18 protein-coding genes are annotated in these 16416 nt (G+C 65.1%); 11 read left to right on the top strand and 7 right to left on the bottom strand.

Annotated elements, in window-relative coordinates; all coding sequences use genetic code 11:
* Window positions 1-153 precede the first annotated feature (153 nt).
* Genes C7449_RS04470 through deoA form a run of 7 tightly spaced genes read left to right on the top strand, consistent with a single transcriptional unit; the run spans window position 154 to window position 7077 of the window.
* Entirely contained in the window at window positions 154-1689 is a 1536-nt protein-coding gene (locus C7449_RS04470) for an ABC transporter ATP-binding protein (protein ID WP_108001594.1), read from the top strand.
* The gene (locus C7449_RS04465) at window positions 1686-2819 is read left to right on the top strand and encodes an ABC transporter permease (protein WP_108001593.1); all 1134 of its coding nucleotides are present in this window, start codon (window positions 1686-1688) and stop codon (window positions 2817-2819) included. The genes C7449_RS04470 and C7449_RS04465 overlap by 4 nt, the downstream gene beginning before the upstream one ends.
* A gap of 3 nt (window positions 2820-2822) precedes the next feature.
* The gene (locus C7449_RS04460) at window positions 2823-3794 is read left to right on the top strand and encodes an ABC transporter permease (protein WP_108001592.1); all 972 of its coding nucleotides are present in this window, start codon (window positions 2823-2825) and stop codon (window positions 3792-3794) included.
* Window positions 3795-3796: 2 nt separating this feature from the next.
* A complete protein-coding gene (locus tag C7449_RS04455) occupies window positions 3797-4189 on the top strand; it encodes a cytidine deaminase (RefSeq protein ID WP_108001591.1) in 393 nt (130 codons plus the stop codon).
* Complete coding sequence (locus C7449_RS04450; RefSeq protein ID WP_108001590.1) at window positions 4186-4995, top strand: purine-nucleoside phosphorylase; 810 nt, start codon at window positions 4186-4188, stop codon at window positions 4993-4995. Before C7449_RS04455 ends, C7449_RS04450 begins: the two co-directional genes overlap by 4 nt.
* On the top strand, window positions 4988-5761 hold the full coding sequence (gene deoC / locus C7449_RS04445; protein WP_108001589.1) for a deoxyribose-phosphate aldolase: 774 nt from the start codon (window positions 4988-4990) through the stop codon (window positions 5759-5761). The genes C7449_RS04450 and deoC overlap by 8 nt, the downstream gene beginning before the upstream one ends.
* Window positions 5758-7077, top strand: a complete 1320-nt coding sequence (gene deoA, locus C7449_RS04440; protein ID WP_108001588.1) for a thymidine phosphorylase — start codon at window positions 5758-5760, stop codon at window positions 7075-7077. Before deoC ends, deoA begins: the two co-directional genes overlap by 4 nt.
* Here the strand turns inward: deoA and C7449_RS04435 are convergent.
* The 7 genes from C7449_RS04435 to C7449_RS04405 form a co-directional block, all read right to left on the bottom strand.
* On the bottom strand, window positions 7067-7594 hold the full coding sequence (locus tag C7449_RS04435) for a TIGR02281 family clan AA aspartic protease (protein ID WP_108001587.1): 528 nt from the start codon (window positions 7592-7594) through the stop codon (window positions 7067-7069). The genes deoA and C7449_RS04435 overlap by 11 nt on opposite strands.
* A 127-nt stretch (window positions 7595-7721) precedes the next feature.
* Window positions 7722-8351: a uracil phosphoribosyltransferase gene (gene upp, locus C7449_RS04430; RefSeq protein ID WP_108001586.1), complete on the bottom strand. Its 630-nt coding sequence runs from the start codon at window positions 8349-8351 to the stop codon at window positions 7722-7724.
* A 155-nt stretch (window positions 8352-8506) separates the two neighbouring features.
* Entirely contained in the window at window positions 8507-9475 is a 969-nt protein-coding gene (locus C7449_RS04425) for an adenosine deaminase (RefSeq protein ID WP_108001585.1), read from the bottom strand.
* Window positions 9472-10701, bottom strand: a complete 1230-nt coding sequence (locus C7449_RS04420) for a phosphopentomutase (RefSeq protein WP_108001584.1) — start codon at window positions 10699-10701, stop codon at window positions 9472-9474. The genes C7449_RS04425 and C7449_RS04420 overlap by 4 nt, the downstream gene beginning before the upstream one ends.
* Before the next feature lie 179 nt (window positions 10702-10880).
* A complete protein-coding gene (locus C7449_RS04415; RefSeq protein ID WP_108001583.1) occupies window positions 10881-11483 on the bottom strand; it encodes a TadE/TadG family type IV pilus assembly protein in 603 nt (200 codons plus the stop codon).
* Entirely contained in the window at window positions 11480-12091 is a 612-nt protein-coding gene (locus C7449_RS04410) for a TadE/TadG family type IV pilus assembly protein (protein WP_108001582.1), read from the bottom strand. Before C7449_RS04410 ends, C7449_RS04415 begins: the two co-directional genes overlap by 4 nt.
* 142 nt (window positions 12092-12233) lie before the next feature.
* Window positions 12234-12599 (bottom strand): pilus assembly protein N-terminal domain-containing protein, encoded by a 366-nt coding sequence (locus C7449_RS04405; protein ID WP_245414303.1) that lies wholly within the window; start codon window positions 12597-12599, stop codon window positions 12234-12236.
* Between the two features lie 476 nt (window positions 12600-13075).
* Here C7449_RS04405 and C7449_RS04400 point away from each other — a divergent pair, with 476 nt between their 5' ends.
* The 4 genes from C7449_RS04400 (at window position 13076) to C7449_RS04385 (ending at window position 16416) form a co-directional block, all read left to right on the top strand.
* Window positions 13076-13252 (top strand): Flp family type IVb pilin, encoded by a 177-nt coding sequence (locus C7449_RS04400; RefSeq protein ID WP_108001580.1) that lies wholly within the window; start codon window positions 13076-13078, stop codon window positions 13250-13252.
* A 114-nt stretch (window positions 13253-13366) separates the two neighbouring features.
* Window positions 13367-13879, top strand: coding sequence for an A24 family peptidase (locus C7449_RS04395; RefSeq protein WP_108001579.1), 513 nt, complete (start codon window positions 13367-13369; stop codon window positions 13877-13879).
* Window positions 13880-14035: 156 nt separating this feature from the next.
* Window positions 14036-14845 (top strand): Flp pilus assembly protein CpaB, encoded by an 810-nt coding sequence (gene cpaB, locus C7449_RS04390; protein ID WP_108001578.1) that lies wholly within the window; start codon window positions 14036-14038, stop codon window positions 14843-14845.
* A 14-nt stretch (window positions 14846-14859) separates the two neighbouring features.
* Window positions 14860-16416 (top strand): type II and III secretion system protein family protein, encoded by a 1557-nt coding sequence (locus C7449_RS04385; protein ID WP_170115795.1) that lies wholly within the window; start codon window positions 14860-14862, stop codon window positions 16414-16416.

Genomic DNA, 16416 nt, shown 5'->3' with positions numbered 1-16416 from the left:
TCGGACGGCGTCTTTTCGCCTCCTGCGGCGGGTTTATCGAACGGCGGAACCGACCGCAATGGTGCTGGACAAGCGGGGCCGAAGCAACAAGACTGCGCAAAAGCGATCCGCCGTCGGCGCGCGGCCTTCCAATCTCGTGAAAATTGGATCCTCATGGGCGAATTGGCAATAGAACTGAAGGGCATAGACAAGAGCTTCGGACTCGTCCACGCCAACCGGGACATCAATCTGCAGGTGCGCAAGGGCACCATCCACGGCATCATCGGCGAGAACGGCGCGGGAAAGTCGACGCTGATGTCGATCCTCTACGGCTTCTATCAAGCCGACAGCGGCGAGATCCTGGTGGACGGCCGCCCGGTGCAGATTCGCGATCCGAACGCAGCCATCGCCGCCGGAATCGGCATGGTCCACCAGCACTTCATGCTGGTGGAGAATTTCACCGTGCTGGAAAACGTCATGCTCGGCGCCGAGGAAAGCCGGATTCTCAACGCCGGCATTGCCAAGGCGCGGGCCGAACTGAAGCGGCTCGAAAAGGAATATGCACTCGAGGTCAATCCGGACGCGGTGATCGAGGAGCTGCCGGTGGGCCTCCAGCAACGCGTCGAGATCCTGAAGGCGCTCTACCGCAAGGCGGACATCCTGATCCTCGACGAGCCGACCGGCGTCCTGACGCCGGCGGAGGCCGACCACCTGTTCCGCATCCTCGAACAGCTGAAGGCGCAGGGAAAGACGATCATTCTCATCACCCACAAGCTGCGCGAGATCATGGCGATCACCGACGAGGTCTCCGTTATGCGCCGCGGCGAGATGGTGGCGACGCGCGAGACCGATAAGACCTCGGTGGAGGAACTGGCCGAACTGATGGTCGGCCGCCGCGTGCTGCTGCGGGTGCAGAAGGGCGAGGCACAGCCGGGCGACGTCAAGCTCTCGGTCAGCAATCTCACGGTACGCGACAGCCGCGGCGTGACGATGGTCGACAACGTCTCGTTCGATCTGCGTGCCGGCGAGATCGTCGGCATCGCCGGCGTTGCCGGCAACGGCCAGTCGGAACTGCTGGAGGCGATCGCCGGCATCCGGCGGGCCGTTTCGGGATCGGTAGCGCTGAACGGCGAGGCGATCGACGTGACCGGCCACGCCGACCCGGCCGAGCTGCGCCGGCGCGGTCTCGCGCACGTGCCCGAGGATCGCCATCACGTCGGCCTGGTGCTGAAATTCGAGGAGAGCGAGAACGCCATCCTCGGCTATCACGACGATCCGAAATACCGCCGCGGACTGCTGCTCGACATTGACGCGATCCGCGCCGATGCCGAGGAGAAGATCGAAAAATACGACATCCGCCCGCCGAATACCCGTTTGAAGACCGCCAACTTCTCCGGCGGCAACCAGCAGAAGATCGTGCTGGCGCGCGAAATGGAACGCGACCCGGATGTGCTCATCATCGGGCAGCCGACCCGCGGCGTCGACGTCGGCGCGATCGAGTTCATCCACAAGCGCATCATCGAGATGCGCGACCAGGGCAAGGCGGTGCTTCTGGTGTCCGTCGAGCTGGACGAGATCCGCGCGCTGTCGGATCGCATCCTCGTCATGTTTGCCGGCCGCATCGTCGGCGAGCGCGGCCCCGATGCCACTGAAGGCGAGCTCGGCCTGTTGATGGCCGGCGTGGAAGGCCGGAAGGAGGCCGCGGAATGAGCGTACCCTATGCAAAGCTGCCGGGCTGGGTCGAATACGGGCTGATCCCCCTCGTCAACCTGATCGTGGCCTTCATGGTCGCCGGGCTGGTCGTGCTGGTGGTGGGCGAAAGCCCGCTGGAAGCGGCCTACCACATGGTCAACGGCGCCTTCGGGCGCGGCGAGTACATCGGCTTCACGCTCTACTACGCCACGACCTTCATCTTCACCGGGCTTGCGGTCGCCGTCGCCTTCCATGCCGGGCTCTTCAATATCGGCGGCGAGGGACAGGCCTATGTCGCCGGCATCGGCGTGGCGCTGGCCTGCCTGTGGCTGGACCGGATCATGCCCTGGTACGTCGTCTTTCCGGTGGCGATCCTCGGTGCTGCGCTGTTCGGCGCCGCCTGGGCGTTCCTTCCCGGCTGGTTCCAGGCCAAGCGCGGCAGCCACATCGTCATCACCACCATCATGTTCAACTTCATCGCCGCGAGCCTGATGAACTACATGCTCAACCGGGTGATGAAGCCGCTCGGCTCGATGTCGCTGGAGACCCGCACCTTCGACACCGGCGGGCAATTGCCGAAGCTCGACTGGCTGATGAAGATCTTCGGCCTCAGCGTCGGAACCTCGCCGTTCAACGTCACCTTTCTCCTGGCGCTCGCAGCAGCCTTCGGTGTCTGGGTGCTGATCTGGCGAACCCGCCTCGGCTACGAGATGCGCACCATGGGCCACAGCCCGGCGGCGGCGCGCTATGCCGGCATCAAGGAGGCGCGGATCATCGTCATCACCATGATGATCTCGGGCGCGCTCGCCGGCATGATGGCGCTGAACCCGATCATGGGCGAGACCTACCGCATGCAGCTCGACTTCGTGCAAGGGGCCGGCTTCGTCGGTATCGCGGTGGCGCTGATGGGCCGGTCGCACCCGGCCGGCATCATTCCCGCCGCGATCCTGTTCGGCGTTCTCTACCAGGGCGGGGCGGAAATCTCCTTCGAGATGCCCTCCATCTCGCGCGACATGATCGTCATCATCCAGGGTTTGGTGATCCTCTTTGCCGGCGCGCTTGAGCACATGTTCCGCCCGGCGATCACCGCCGCCGTCCTGGCCTTCTCCGGGCGCGAGCGCACGGAAGCGGCCGTCAAGGGAGCCTGACCGATGGATTTCCTCCAGCTCTTCCTTGAACTTGCCCAGTCGACCATCCGCCTCTCGACGCCGCTGATACTTGCCGCCCTCGCCGGCCTCTTCACTGAGCGCGCCGGCGTTTTCGACATCGGTCTCGAGGGCAAGATGCTCGGCGGTGCCTTTGCCGCCGGCACCGTCGCCTTCATCGCGCAATCGGCAATGGCCGGGCTGCTGGCGGCCGTGGTCGTGTCGATCCTGCTTTCGCTCGTTCATGGCTACGCCTCAATCACCCAGCGCGGCAATCAGATCGTCTCGGGCGTTGCCATCAATTTCATCGTGGCCGGCTCCACCGTCATCCTCGGCGAAGCCTGGTTCAGGCAAGGCGGCCGCACGCCGGCGCTGGCCGAAGCGGCCCGTTTCCAGGAGATCGACCTGCCCTTCGCCGAGGCGCTCCGCGGCGTGCCGCTCATCGGCCCGATCTATGCCGACCTGATCTCCGGCCATGCGGCGCTGACCTATTTCGCGTTTCTCATGGTGCCGGTCACCTGGTGGATCCTCTATCGCACCCGCTTCGGCCTGCGCCTGCGCGCGGTCGGCGAGAACCCCGGCGCCGTCGACACCGCCGGCATTTCCGTCGTGTGGATGCGCTATCGCGGCGTGATCTGCTGCGGCATTCTCTGCGGCGTCGCCGGCGCCTACCTGTCGCTCGCCGCCAATGCCGGCTGGACCAAGGGCATGACGGCCGGCAAGGGGTATATCGCGCTTGCGGCGCTGATCTTCGCCAAGTGGCGTCCGGTCCCGGTGATGTTCGCCTGCCTGCTGTTCGGCTTCCTTGACGCCTTCGCGATACGCTACCAGGGAACGCCGCTGCCGCTCGTCGGCAAGGTGCCCGTACAATTGATGCAGGCCCTGCCCTATATCCTCACCGTCATCCTGCTCGCCGGCTTCATCGGCAAGGCGATCCCGCCCAAGGCCGGTGGCGTGCCCTATGTGAAGGAGCGTTGAGAATGTCGCATGACCTGTTCGAAGCGGCGCGCGGTGCCATGGGATTTGCCTATGCGCCCTACTCGAAGTTCCCGGTCGGCGCGGCCATCCGCGCCGAGGACGGCAGGATCTATTCCGGCGCCAACATCGAGAACATCTCGTTCCCGCAAGGGTGGTGCGCCGAGCCGACCGCGATCAGCCACATGATCATGGCCGGCGCTAAGAAGATCGTCGAAATGGCTGTCATCGCCGAGAAGCTGCCGCTCTGCTCGCCCTGCGGCGGCTGCCGGCAGAAGATCGCCGAGTTCGCATCGCCTTCGACGCGCATCTATCTGTGCGACGAGACCGGCGTGAAGAAGACCATGACGATGGACGAGCTTTTGCCCCACAGCTTCGCCACGGAGGTGATCGGATGAAGGCCGCCGTCGACCATCTCGCCCCGAGGCTCGGGGGGCTTTCGCCGCGATACGGCATCGTGCTCGGCTCCGGGCTTGGCTCGCTGGTCGAGGCGGTCGAAGGCGCCGTGCGCATCCCCTATTCGGAACTGCCGAGCTTCCCCGCAAGCTCCGTCTCCGGCCATGCCGGCGAACTGGTCATCGGCCTTTTGAACGGCGTCCCGGTCATTCTGCTTTCGGGTCGCGTCCACTACTACGAGCAGGGCGACGCCAATGCCATGCGCGGACCGATCGAGGTGCTCAAGGGCCTCGGCGTGCGCTCGCTGATCCTGACGAACTCGGCGGGCTCGCTGCGCGAGGACATGCCGCCGGGATCGGTGATGCGGATTTCGGACCACATCAATTTTTCCGGCGCCAATCCGCTGATCGGCATCGAGGGCGACGATCGCTTCGTCGGCATGACGAATGCCTATGATGCCGGCCTGGCGGACCGGATGGAGGCGGCGGCGCAGAAGACGGCAACGCCGCTGCACCAGGGCGTCTACATGTGGTTCTCGGGGCCGAGCTTCGAGACACCAGCCGAGATCCGGATGGCACGCATCCTGGGTGCCGACGCGGTCGGCATGTCGACCGTGCCGGAGGTGCTGATCGCCCGCTACCTCGGGCTGAAGGTGGCGGCCGCTTCCGTCATTACCAATTACGGGGCGGGCATGACCGGCGCCGAACTCAGCCATCACGAAACCAAGGACATGGCGCCGATCGGCGGGGCGCGGCTCGCCGCCATCATCGCCGAGATGATAGCGGCCGGAGGCACGGACGATGAATGAAACGACGCCCCGGCAGACCGCCGCGAAGGCCCTGTCGCTCCTCGACCTGACCGACCTGACCGAGAATTGCGACGAGGCCGCCATCGAGCGGCTGTGCCGGCAGGCGGCCACGCGGCATGGGCACACCGCCGCGATCTGCATCTGGCCACGCTTCGTAAAGCAGGCGCGTGCGTTGCTGGGTGAGAACAGCCCGATCCGGATCGCGACCGTCGTCAATTTTCCGTCCGGCGACCTGCCGGTCGACGACGTCGTTGCCGAAACCCGGCAGGCCATCGCCGATGGCGCCGACGAGATCGACCTGGTCATCCCATACCGGGCGCTGATGGCAGGCGACGAGGCGGCGGTGCGGCAGATGATCCGCGCCGTACGCGAGGTCTGCGCACCGCCGGTGCTGCTGAAGACGATCCTCGAAACCGGCGAACTGAAGAACCCCGACCTGGTCCGCAACGCCTCGCACCTGGCGATCGCCTCCGGCGCCGATTTCATCAAGACCTCGACCGGCAAGGTCGCGGTCAACGCCACGCTGGAAGCCGCCGACATCATGCTGAATGCCATCCGCGAGAGCGGGCGCAAGGTCGGCTTCAAGCCGGCCGGCGGCGTGCGCACGGTCGGAGACGCCGCCCTCCACCTCAGGCTTGCCGCGACCATCCACGGGCCGGACTGGGCGATTCCCTCCACCTTCCGATTCGGCGCCTCCGGTCTTCTGGGCGACATTCTCGCGGTGCTCGACGGCCGCGGCTCCGGCGGCTCGAGCGCGGCCTATTGACGATGCTGCCGCAGGAAATCATCCGGCGCAAACGCGATGGTGAGGAGCTAACGTCGAATGAGATTTCGGCTTTCATCGCGGCGCTGACCGACGGCAGCGCCAGCGAGGGACAGGTCGCAGCCTTCGCCATGGCCGTCTGGTTTCGCGGCATGGACGCGCGCGAGACCGTGGCGCTGACGCAGGCGATGCGCGATTCCGGCGAGGTACTGGACTGGCGTGACCTTGATCGCCCCGTCGCCGACAAGCATTCGACGGGCGGCGTCGGCGACAACGTCTCGCTGATGCTGGCACCGCTCGCCGCGGCGTGCGGACTGGCGGTGCCGATGATCTCGGGCCGCGGTCTCGGGCACACCGGGGGCACGCTCGACAAGCTGGAATCCATCCCCGGCTATACGATCAACCCGCCTGCCTCGCTGTTCCGGCGCGCCGTCAAGGAAGCCGGCTGTGCGATCGTCGGCCAGAGCGCCGATCTGGCGCCGGCAGACCGGCGGCTCTATGCAATCCGCGACGTCACCGCGACCGTCGACTCGGCGCCACTGATCACCGCGTCGATCCTGTCGAAGAAGCTGGCGGCCGGGCTGCAGTCGCTGGTGCTGGACGTCAAGCTCGGCAATGGCGCGTTCATGACGAGCCGCCCCGACGCCGAACGTCTTGCCCGCGCCCTCGTTGAGGTCGCCAATGGCGCAGGGCTGCCCACCACCGCACTGATCACCGACATGAACCAGCCGCTCGCTGACGCGGTCGGCAATGTCGTGGAGGTCGAGAACTGCATCGCGTTCCTGAAGGGCGAGAAGGCGGGCACGCGGCTCGAACGAGTCGTGCTGGCGCTGGCTGCGGAGATGCTGGTCGCCGCGGGAATCGAGCCGGATGCCGCCGCCGGGCATGCCAGGGCGGAGCGCGCGCTTTCGAACGGCAGCGCCGCGGAGGCATTCTCGCGCATGGTCCTTCTGCTCGGCGGTCCGGGCAACCTGCTCGACGATCCCGGTTCGACGCTCGTCAGGGCGCCGGTCATCTTGCCGGTCACGCTGGACCACACGGGCTATCTCGTCGCCTGCGATACGCGCGGTATCGGCATGGCAATGATCGAGCTCGGCGGCGGCCGGACAACACCGGACCAGCCCATTGACCATCGCGTCGGCTTCGACCGGCTTCGCCCCCTCGGCACCTGGGTCGAAAGGGGCGACGAGATCGGCCGGGTCCACGCTCGGACGCTGGACGAGGCCCAGGCGGGCGTCCTGCGCCTGCGCAGCCTTTATACGATCGCCAATACTGCACCGGTACCGGAAAGTCCGATCATCGACAGAATCAGCGCATGAGCCGCATCCGATTGCCGTCGACCTGATAGGACTTGAGGCCTTTCAGGAAGGTCATGCCGATCAGCGTTCCGGAAAGCGCCTTGTCCTCCAGCACCATGGCCCCGACGTTTGGGACGCTGATGGAGCCGATCACGACGCTGTCGAGGCGGACATAGGCCGCCCGCGTCTTGCCGTTGGCGGTGTCGACCGCATAGCGGAAATCAAGGTCATTGCGGGCCATGCCGAGCCGTGCGGCGGTTGAAACATTGATCGCCACCATGCTGGCGCCGGTGTCGACCATGCCCTTTTCCTTGCGACCGTTGATGGTGAACTGGCCGGAGAAATGACCGGTGCCGTCCGCCTCGAGCACCACCCCGCGATTGCCGGTGTAGCGAGCCGTCGAAACCGGTTGCGGTTGCTCAACAGTGGCGCTCTTTTTGGTTTCAGGCGCGGTCGCAAGGAAGGTGCCGGTAAGGCCGGGTGCGAAGACCGCGGCGACGGCGACGGCGGCGACCACGAACAGACTGCGGGCGAGCATGGGCATCTCCTTCAAGGAAGCGCCCAGACCACACCACAGTCCGGTTGATGGAACGGAAAAATCCGTCCCGCCCGCTCTTTATTGCCACAGCGAATCGACGCAGTGGCTAACGGTCCGTTAAGATCGCCTACTTGGTGCCGTACATGCGGTCGCCGGCATCGCCGAGGCCGGGCATGATGTAGCCCTTCTCGTTCAGGTGACTGTCGATCGACGCGGTATAGATCTTCACATCCGGATGCGCCGTCCGGAAGTTCCGGATGCCCTCGGGGGCGGCCAGCAGGCAGAGGAAGCGGATGTTGGTTGCGCCGCGCTCCTTCAGCTTTTCGATCGCCGCAATCGCCGAGTTGCCGGTCGCCAGCATCGGGTCAACGACGATGACCAGGCGTTCGCCCAAAAGATCCGGCGCCTTGAAGAAGTATTCGACAGCCTCGAGCGTTTCATGGTCGCGGTAGACGCCGATATGCGAGACGCGGGCGGAGGGAACCAGTTCGAGCATGCCCTCCAGCAGGCCGTTGCCGGCGCGCAGGATCGAGGCGAAGACCAGTTTCTTGCCCTCGAGGATCGGCGCGTCGATCACCTGCAGCGGCGTCTCGATGCGCTCGGTCGTCAGTTCCAGATCGCGGGTCACCTCATAGCAGAGCAGCGTCGAAATCTCGCGCAGGAGCCGGCGGAAGCTGCCGGTCGAGGTCTCCTTCTTGCGCATGATGGTCAGCTTGTGCTGCACGAGCGGGTGATCGATGACTGTGACGCCGTCCATGGACAAACCTTCCGTTTCTTGGTGTTGAACCCCAACTCTTTTTCCACGATCCCACGGCCTGCTGCAAGGGATTGCCGGCGGCGGCAGCGTTTCATCCCCGGCCGGGCACCGCAAGCCGAGCCATGCTGGCCGGCCGGGCTCGGGCAGTGTCGTCGTCAGAGCCGTGCGAGCAGATCCGCGCGGGTCCTCTCGTCGACGAACGCTGCCTCTATTGCCGTTCGCGTCATCTCGTTCAGTTCGGCATCGGTGAACCCCATCACCCGGGACGCCGTTTCGTACTCGCGTTGCAGCGAGGTCCCGAAGAACGGTGGATCGTCGGAGTTCAGCGTAACCTTCACGCCGGCTGCATGAAGCCGGCGCAGCGGGGGAGCGGTAAGGTCCGCAAAGACCCCGAGGGCGATATTCGAGCCTGGGCAGACTTCCAGCACGATGCCGTCCCCGGCCAGCCGCGCCACGAGCTCGGCGTCCTCGATCGCCCGCACGCCGTGGCCGATGCGGGCGGGACGGAGGATGTCGAGGGCGTCGCGCACGCTGGAGGCACCGCAAAGTTCACCTGCGTGAACGGTGATGCTAAGGCCGGCGTCGCGGGCGATCGCGAAGGCGCGGGCGTAGTCGGCGACGGCGCCGACCCGTTCCTCGCCCGCCATGTTGAAGCCGGTCACAAACGGGTTCCCGCAGCTGGCGGCATAGCGCGCCGCCCATTCGACGCGCTCCGGGCCGCGGTGCCGGAGACCGACCACCACCATTCGGCACTCGATGCCGGTGCGCGCCCTCGCCGCCTCGATGCCGCGTCCGATGCCGGCCATGTAGCGGTCGGCACCGAGCCCGACCGTCTCGGCGTGATCGGGAGAGACGAAGAGCTCGCTGTAGATCGCGCCGGCCGCGGCCAGTTCGTCGAGATAGGTCTCGGTCAGGAGCGCATAGTCGTCCTCGCTCCGAAACAGGGCTGCGACGGCGTCATAGGCTGCGAGGAAGCTGGTGAAGTCGTGCCAGACATAGGTGCCGTCGCGCAGGAAGGCATCGGTATCGACGTTGTACTTTCTGGCCTGCGACAGGGTGAGCGCGGGTGGCACCGCCCCTTCTAGGTGGCAATGCAGCTCGGCCTTTTTCAGGTTCGCGGTCACAGAAAGCTTCTTCCGTGCGGGCCGGGCGCAATGCCGAGGTGCCTGGCGATCGTCTCGCCGATATCGGCGAGGGTCGTGCGGGTGTCGAGCAGGCGCGAGCGGATGCCGGGGCCGAAGCTCATGACCGGAACCCGCTCGCGCGTATGGTCCGTGCCCCGCCAGGTCGGATCGCAACCGTGATCGGCGGTGAGGATCACGAGATCGCCGGCATGCAGCTTGCGATCCACTTCGGGCAGGCGCCGGTCAAAGGCCTCGAGCGCTGCGGCGTAGCCGGCGACGTCGCGGCGATGGCCGTAGAGCATGTCGAAATCGACGAAGTTGGTGAAGACCAGGTCGCCGTCCTTGGCTTCGTCCATTGCCTGCAGGGTCGCGTCGAACAGCGCCATGTTGCCGTTGGCCTTGGTCAGCCGGCCGATGCCCTTGTGGGCGAAGATGTCGCCGATCTTGCCAACCGCGTGCACGGTGCGGCCGGCCTCCGTCAACCTGTCGAGCAGCGTCGGCTCGGGCGGCGGGACGGAAAAGTCGCGGCGGTTGCCGGTCCGCTCGAAGCTCGCCGCCGTCTCGCCGACAAACGGCCGCGCGATCACGCGGCCGATACGGCCGCCCGGCCATTCGTCGAGGATGAGCCGCACCGCCTGGCAGAAGGCAAGCAGCCGGTCCAGGCCGAAATGGTTCTCGTGCGCGGCGATCTGGAAGACGGAATCGGAAGAGGTGTAGCAGATCGGCTTGCCGGTGCGGATGTGCTCCTCGCCGCAGCGGGCGAGGATGTCGGTGCCGGAGGCATGGCAGTTGCCGAGTATGCCCGGCACCCTGCCGATGTCGCAGATGGCGGCGACCAGGTCCGACGGGAAGGCGTCGCCCTCGGCGGGAAAATAGCCCCAGTCGAACATGACCGGCGTTCCGGCGATCTCCCAGTGGCCGGACGGCGTGTCCTTGCCATGCGAGACCTCGCTCGCTGCGCCATGGTGACCGAACACCCGGGCAGGGACTTCCATGCCAGCGGGAAAGCGGCCGGTCGAAGCGCGGGCGGCGTGCACCAGGCCGAGCGCGGACATGTTGGGTAGTTTCAGAGGGCCGTGGCGCAGGCCGGCCCGATCGGCGGCTCCGGCGGCGCAGAATTCCGCGATGTGCCCGAGCGTGTCGGCACCGTCGTCGCCGAAGGCGGCTGCGTCGGGCGCACCGCCGATGCCGAAGGAATCAAGTACGAAAAGAAACGCTCTGGGCATCCGTTACCTGCCGATCCTGCCGCCACAACCGGTTCGCCCGCCGGGACGATCACGCGCCGTAATGCAACGCGGGCGCAGCAGCGGATTTCGGAAATGACACGGAAAAGCACGTCCGCTCAAGCGGAATCGTCGCCGCACAGCCCGCGGGCCGGTCGCACACGTGGCGAAGATCGGGGCCGTCAGCCACAGTCGGAGCAGGTGATCGACTTGCCCTGTCGCTCCAGACTGAAGTTCGTGCGGTCGATGAAGATCCGTTCTCCCGATGCGTCGGCGCCGGGGATAAGCGTCAATATTCTATAGGGCAGCGACAGCTCGGCCCTGACGATGAAGGTCTCGGGTTCGCGCATCGCCGCCGGCAGCGACACGGGGCTGCCCTTGACATAGGGCGCAGCCCGCTGCTCGTCGCGCGACCAGGCGACGGTGGCGTTGCCGTCCTTGTCCACCTGGATGCCGGTGATCTTCAACCGGTAATTGTCGGCCGTGTACGGTGCCATGATGTTGGAGGCAATCTTCGTCATGTCGTCCATGACCGCACCGGTGACGTTGGTCCTGCGTGCGATCGCGTCGGCGATGGTGGCTGCGGAGCGGCCGACCTTGTTTGCGAACGACCAGGCGACCGAAATCTCGTAGGCGCCGAGATAACCGACGATCAGCAGGGGCGCGACGATGGCGAACTCGACGGCGCCGGCGCCCTCGCGCGCACCGAAGAGGCGCCGCAACTGCGCGCCAATGCCGGTTATGCCGGAAATACGATGCCTGCCTTCGTTGCGCTGCTTCGTCATTTGAAGTCCTCGCTCTGAATAACGGCCGCGGCCACAATGAGGTGGTCCTGCAGCGACCCGTCGGCGGACTGCAGATTGGCAAGTATCGGCCGGAGGTAGTCCACGATCACCGGCCAGCGGTAATAGGCGCGGACGACGTTGATCGAGCTCTTGCCGCCGGGCGAGAAGCGGAAGGCACTGGTGTCGAGCGGGCCCGTCTTCGAGTTGCCGATGCGCGGAATCGTGTTCGCCGGCAGGGCGCTGAAGGAAGCGGCGCTGCGGACGTCGAGATAAAGGCGCGACGGTTTTGTCGGTTCGGTCGACGAGCAGGAGAGAAGAACGGTCAGTTCGGCGCAGAACGCAGCGCGAAACTGCGCTTCGTTCATGTCGGTCGGGCGCCCCATGTTGAAGGTGATCTCGCCCATCCGGACCCTGCGCGCCATGGCTTCGTTGGCGTTCACCAGCATCTGCTCGGCGGTATAGGCAACGAAGGTCTCGATGGTGGCGAAGACGATCAGGAAGAACATCGGTGCGAGAATTGCAAATTCCAGCGCCGCAGCACCGCTCCGTTCGCGGAGAACGCGCCTGAACCAGGAACGCCCGTGCTTGTGATCCTTCACTGTCTTCATGGCAGCGATGCACCTTCCGCTTCACGCCCTCGAGACAGGACGCCCGGCAAGGTTACTTCGCAGACCGTTTATTTTTCGTATGCGGGAAGCGCCGCAATTTAGCGGCTTCTCACTTTCGCACGATCGCCCACTCGACCGGCCGTCAGGGGCCCGTATCGGTGGCGCGCTTGGCGTGCTGTTCGCAGATCGGCGTGCAGGAGAGCACCGAGCGTTCCGTCTGGCGGAAGACACGGACCGTGTTGCCCTCGTCGATGGAAACTAGGATGCGCTCGTCGACGATCGCATTGCCGTCGGCATCGAGCAGGACGAGGTTGGTGGTGCCGAAATTGCGGCCGGTCAGCACGATGGTTTTCGCATCGGCGACCGTGGCGTCGGCGACCTCGGCATTGCCGACGATCACCTTGCTGACCGGACGGTCGAGCTTGAGCACGCGCGCGTGATCCATGTAGACGCGCATCATCGTGCTATCGTCGGCACGCGCCATGCCGGCGCCCAGTACCGATGGCATGAGCAGAATGCCGATGGCCAGCGCGGTCATGGGGGAGGCAGGTGTTCCGACGGTCGTCATCCCGATATCCTGAAGCTGTCGCTCTAATCAGCATGGCCGGGAATGGTGAATGAAGCCTTAAGACGGGAAGAACGAGTTCGCGCCACCATTGCTGGGCTCCCCTGGCCGGATGACGAATCAGCAACGCAGGCCGGCATGAGTCGCTCGCGTGAAAAGGAGGGCACGACGCTTGTCCCGAGATTGGGCGCTTGGGAAGCACGGTCACCGCCCTGCAATTCCGGCCACTGCGGCTTTGCGCCATCATCCGCTGTGTTGGCCCTTTGTTTACCACAACATCTGGCAACCAACGTTAACAGAATGGTAACCGCCTTCCTTAAGCGGGCAGCAATGCGGCGTCTGTAGGTTGCAGTCATCCGAACAACGGCAAACAGTTGTCGGACGTGCTGAACCAACACCGTGGAGTTAGGAGAATTCCCATGACCAAGATCTTCGCCCGCTTCCTCAAGGACGAATCCGGCGCGACCGCCATCGAATACGGCCTGATCGCCGCCCTCATCTCCGTTGCCCTGATCACCGGTGCGACCGCTCTGGGTGGCGCACTCGATAAGCAGTTCAGCGAAATCTCCAAGGAAATCGACTATACCGCCAAGTAACTTGCAACTTTTACGAAAAAACTAGAGCCGCCCCTGAGCGGCTCTAGTTTTTTAAGCAGTCATCCCAATTCTCGATTCACGCCGCGAAGCAACAATCAGAAACGGAAGGATGCAATGACCGTAGCTGCAATCTTCGTCATCTTTCCGTTGTGCCTGGCGATCGCCGCCTTCTCTGACTTGTTCACCATGACCATCCCAAATCGCGTCTCCGCGGTTCTGCTTTCCAGCTTCCTTCTGGTTGCGCCGATCGCCGGCCTCCCGCTCGCCGACATTGGATTGCACCTGGCGGCTGGCCTGGTCGTGTTCGCCGTCTGCTTTGCACTCTTCGCGGCAAACGTCATGGGCGGCGGTGACGCCAAGGTGCTGACGGCGAGCGCCGTCTGGTTCGGGCTGACGCCTTCGCTCGTCACCTTTCTCGTTTACGTGTCGGTCTTTGGTGGCGTGCTGACGCTTGCAATTCTGATGCTGCGCCGGAATGAGAATACGATCCTAGCGTCCGGTGTCCCGGTTCCCGCTCACATTCTCATGGCGAAAAAGGTACCTTATGGCATCGCCATCGGTTTTGCGGCCTTTGCCGCCTACCCCTCCTCCCCGCTGATGCAGGCCGCGCTCTCATCTCTTCACTGAAACCGTGATCAACCGCCTCGCGCGTATGTCGGCGCGCCCCCACCGCGTGCGCGCACAGAATTCGTTAACCACGAGCGTAAGCAACTCATTAACCATAAATACACCAATTGGTGGTCAACGTGACGCTACGCATTCTTGCACGTCCAGGGGCCAACCATGAAACCGGCGCGATTGATCATTCTGGCAGTGGCCGTCCTGTCGGCCGGCGGCGCAGGCTACCTCGCCATGCAGCTCGCCCGCGGCAAATCGGTTGCCCAGGGCGCGCCTGTGGTCGAGCGCGAGCCGACCGTCAACGTGCTGGTGGCGACGCAGAGCCTGCCGGTCGGGGCCCGGATCAACGCCAGCTCGCTCGGCTGGAGTTCCTGGCCGGAACATAGCGTCGTCGACGGCTTCATCACCGACCGGAACCGCCCCGATGCGATGGAGAAGCTCGACGGCGCGGTCGTGCGCATGCCGATGTTCAGCGGCGAGCCGATCCGCCAGGAGAAAATCGCCGATTCAAGCAGCAAGATCATGTCGTCGCTGCTTCCGGCCGGAAAGCGGGCGGTGTCGACCGAGATTTCTGTCGCCACCGGCGCCGGCGGTTTCATCCTGCCGAACGACCGGGTCGACGTGATCATGGTGCGCAAGGGCGACAGCGATTCGGCCATGCTCACCGAGACCATCCTCAGCAATGTCCGCGTACTCGCGATCGACCAGCAGATCGAGGAGAAGGACGACGGCTCCAAGAGCGTGGTCGGCACCACGGCGACGCTCGAGCTGACACCCGACCAGAGCAAGGTGATCACCGTCGCCCAGCAGATGGCCGAACGCCTGCAGCTGGCGTTGCGCAGCGTCGCCGACGCGCAGGAACAGGACACCGGCGCCGCGGACTATCTCCTTAGCGGCGGGGACGGCAACCCGATCGTGCAGGTCATCAAGTCCGGCGAAATCGTCAAGGCGGGTTCGTCCGCCGGCAAACAATGATGCGGGGGCGCAAGGTGCGTGGATTCGGTCAGAAATTTAGGGCCTCTGTCGCCGGCGGGTTGACGTTCTGCCTGGCCTTCTCTGGCACCCCGGCGGCGGTTGTCACCGGTGCCAGCGCCTTCTCCGCCGCTCAGGCAGCCTCCAGCTCCTCCACGGTGATCCGAATCACCCAGGCCGGCCCGGGAGCACGCAGGGCATTGAAGCTCGGGCTCAACAAGGCGATCGTGATCGATCTGCCGAGCGACGCTCACGACATTCTGGTCGCCGATCCTGAAAAGGCCGACGCCGTCACCCGCACCTCGCGGCGCATCTATGTCTTCGGCAAGCAGATCGGCCAGACCAACATCTTCATCTTCGGTCCGAACGGCGAGGAGATCGTCAGCCTGGATCTCGCCGTGGAGCGCGACATCGCCGGTCTCCAGGCGCATCTGCGCCGCTTCATTCCGGATTCGGACATCTCAGTCGAGATCATCTCGGACAACATCGTGCTCACCGGCACGGTGCGCACGCCGCAGGATGCCCTGCAGGCGGCGCGGCTTGCCGATATCTTCCTCACCGGCGGCGAGGCGACGACGCGAACCGTGACGGCACAGGGCAACAACGGCGACGCCGCCATCTTCGGCGAGGAGCGCCAGCGCTCGCAGGTCGTCAACATGCTGAAGATCGACGGCGAGGACCAGGTCACGCTGAAGATCACCGTTGCCGAGGTCAGCCGCCAGGTGCTCAAGCAGCTCGGCTTCAGCGGCTTGGTGCAGGGCAACGACGGCGGCATCTCCTTCCGCAACCCCACCAATCTCGGCGGCGCCGTCGACTGGGCGGCCAACGCCTCGCTGTCCGGCACGATCGGCGGCACCGCGATCGCCAGTTTCATGAGCGCCATGGAGCAGGCCGGCGTCATGCGCACGCTCGCCGAGCCGAGCCTTACGGCAATATCCGGCGAGTCGGCCAACTTCTATGTCGGCGGCGACTTCAAGCTGCTCGAGGAGCAGTCGATCAAGAACGACGACAAGTCCGGCAAGACCGAGATCGAGCGCAAATATGAGACGATCGACTACGGCATCCGCCTGAACTTCAAGCCGGTCGTGCTTTCCGCCGGCCGTATCAGCCTCAGGGTGGACACCGAGGTCTCCGAGCCGACGTTCGAAGGTTCGGCCACCTGGCTCGGGCAATTGAATGTGCCCGGGGCAACCGCGCTCGGCGTCCGGCGCCGCCAGGCCTCCACCAGCGTCGAACTGCCCTCGGGCGGCTCGATCGTGATCGCCGGTCTCGTCAAGGACGACATCCGCCAGGCGATGTCCGGCCTGCCGGGGCTCTCCAAGATCCCGATCTTCGGGACGCTGTTCCGCTCTAAGGATTTCGTGCGCAACGAGACGGAAATGGTCATCATCGCCACGCCGTATCTCGTCCGCCCGGTCGCCCGCAGCGCCCTCAACCGCCCGGACGACAATTTCAACCCGACGAACGATGCCGCGAGCTTCTTCCTCGGTCGGGTCAATGAAATCTATGGCCGCAGGGAAGCCGGCGTGCCGGTTGGCAACTATGCCGGCGCCGTCGGCTTCATCTACAAGTGA

Origin of the sequence: Mycoplana dimorpha (assembly GCF_003046475.1) — a bacterium.
Lineage (GTDB): Bacteria > Pseudomonadota > Alphaproteobacteria > Rhizobiales > Rhizobiaceae > Mycoplana > Mycoplana dimorpha.
Note: the sequence above shows the minus strand (reverse complement) of the source record. Positions and strands in the feature narration are given on the sequence as shown.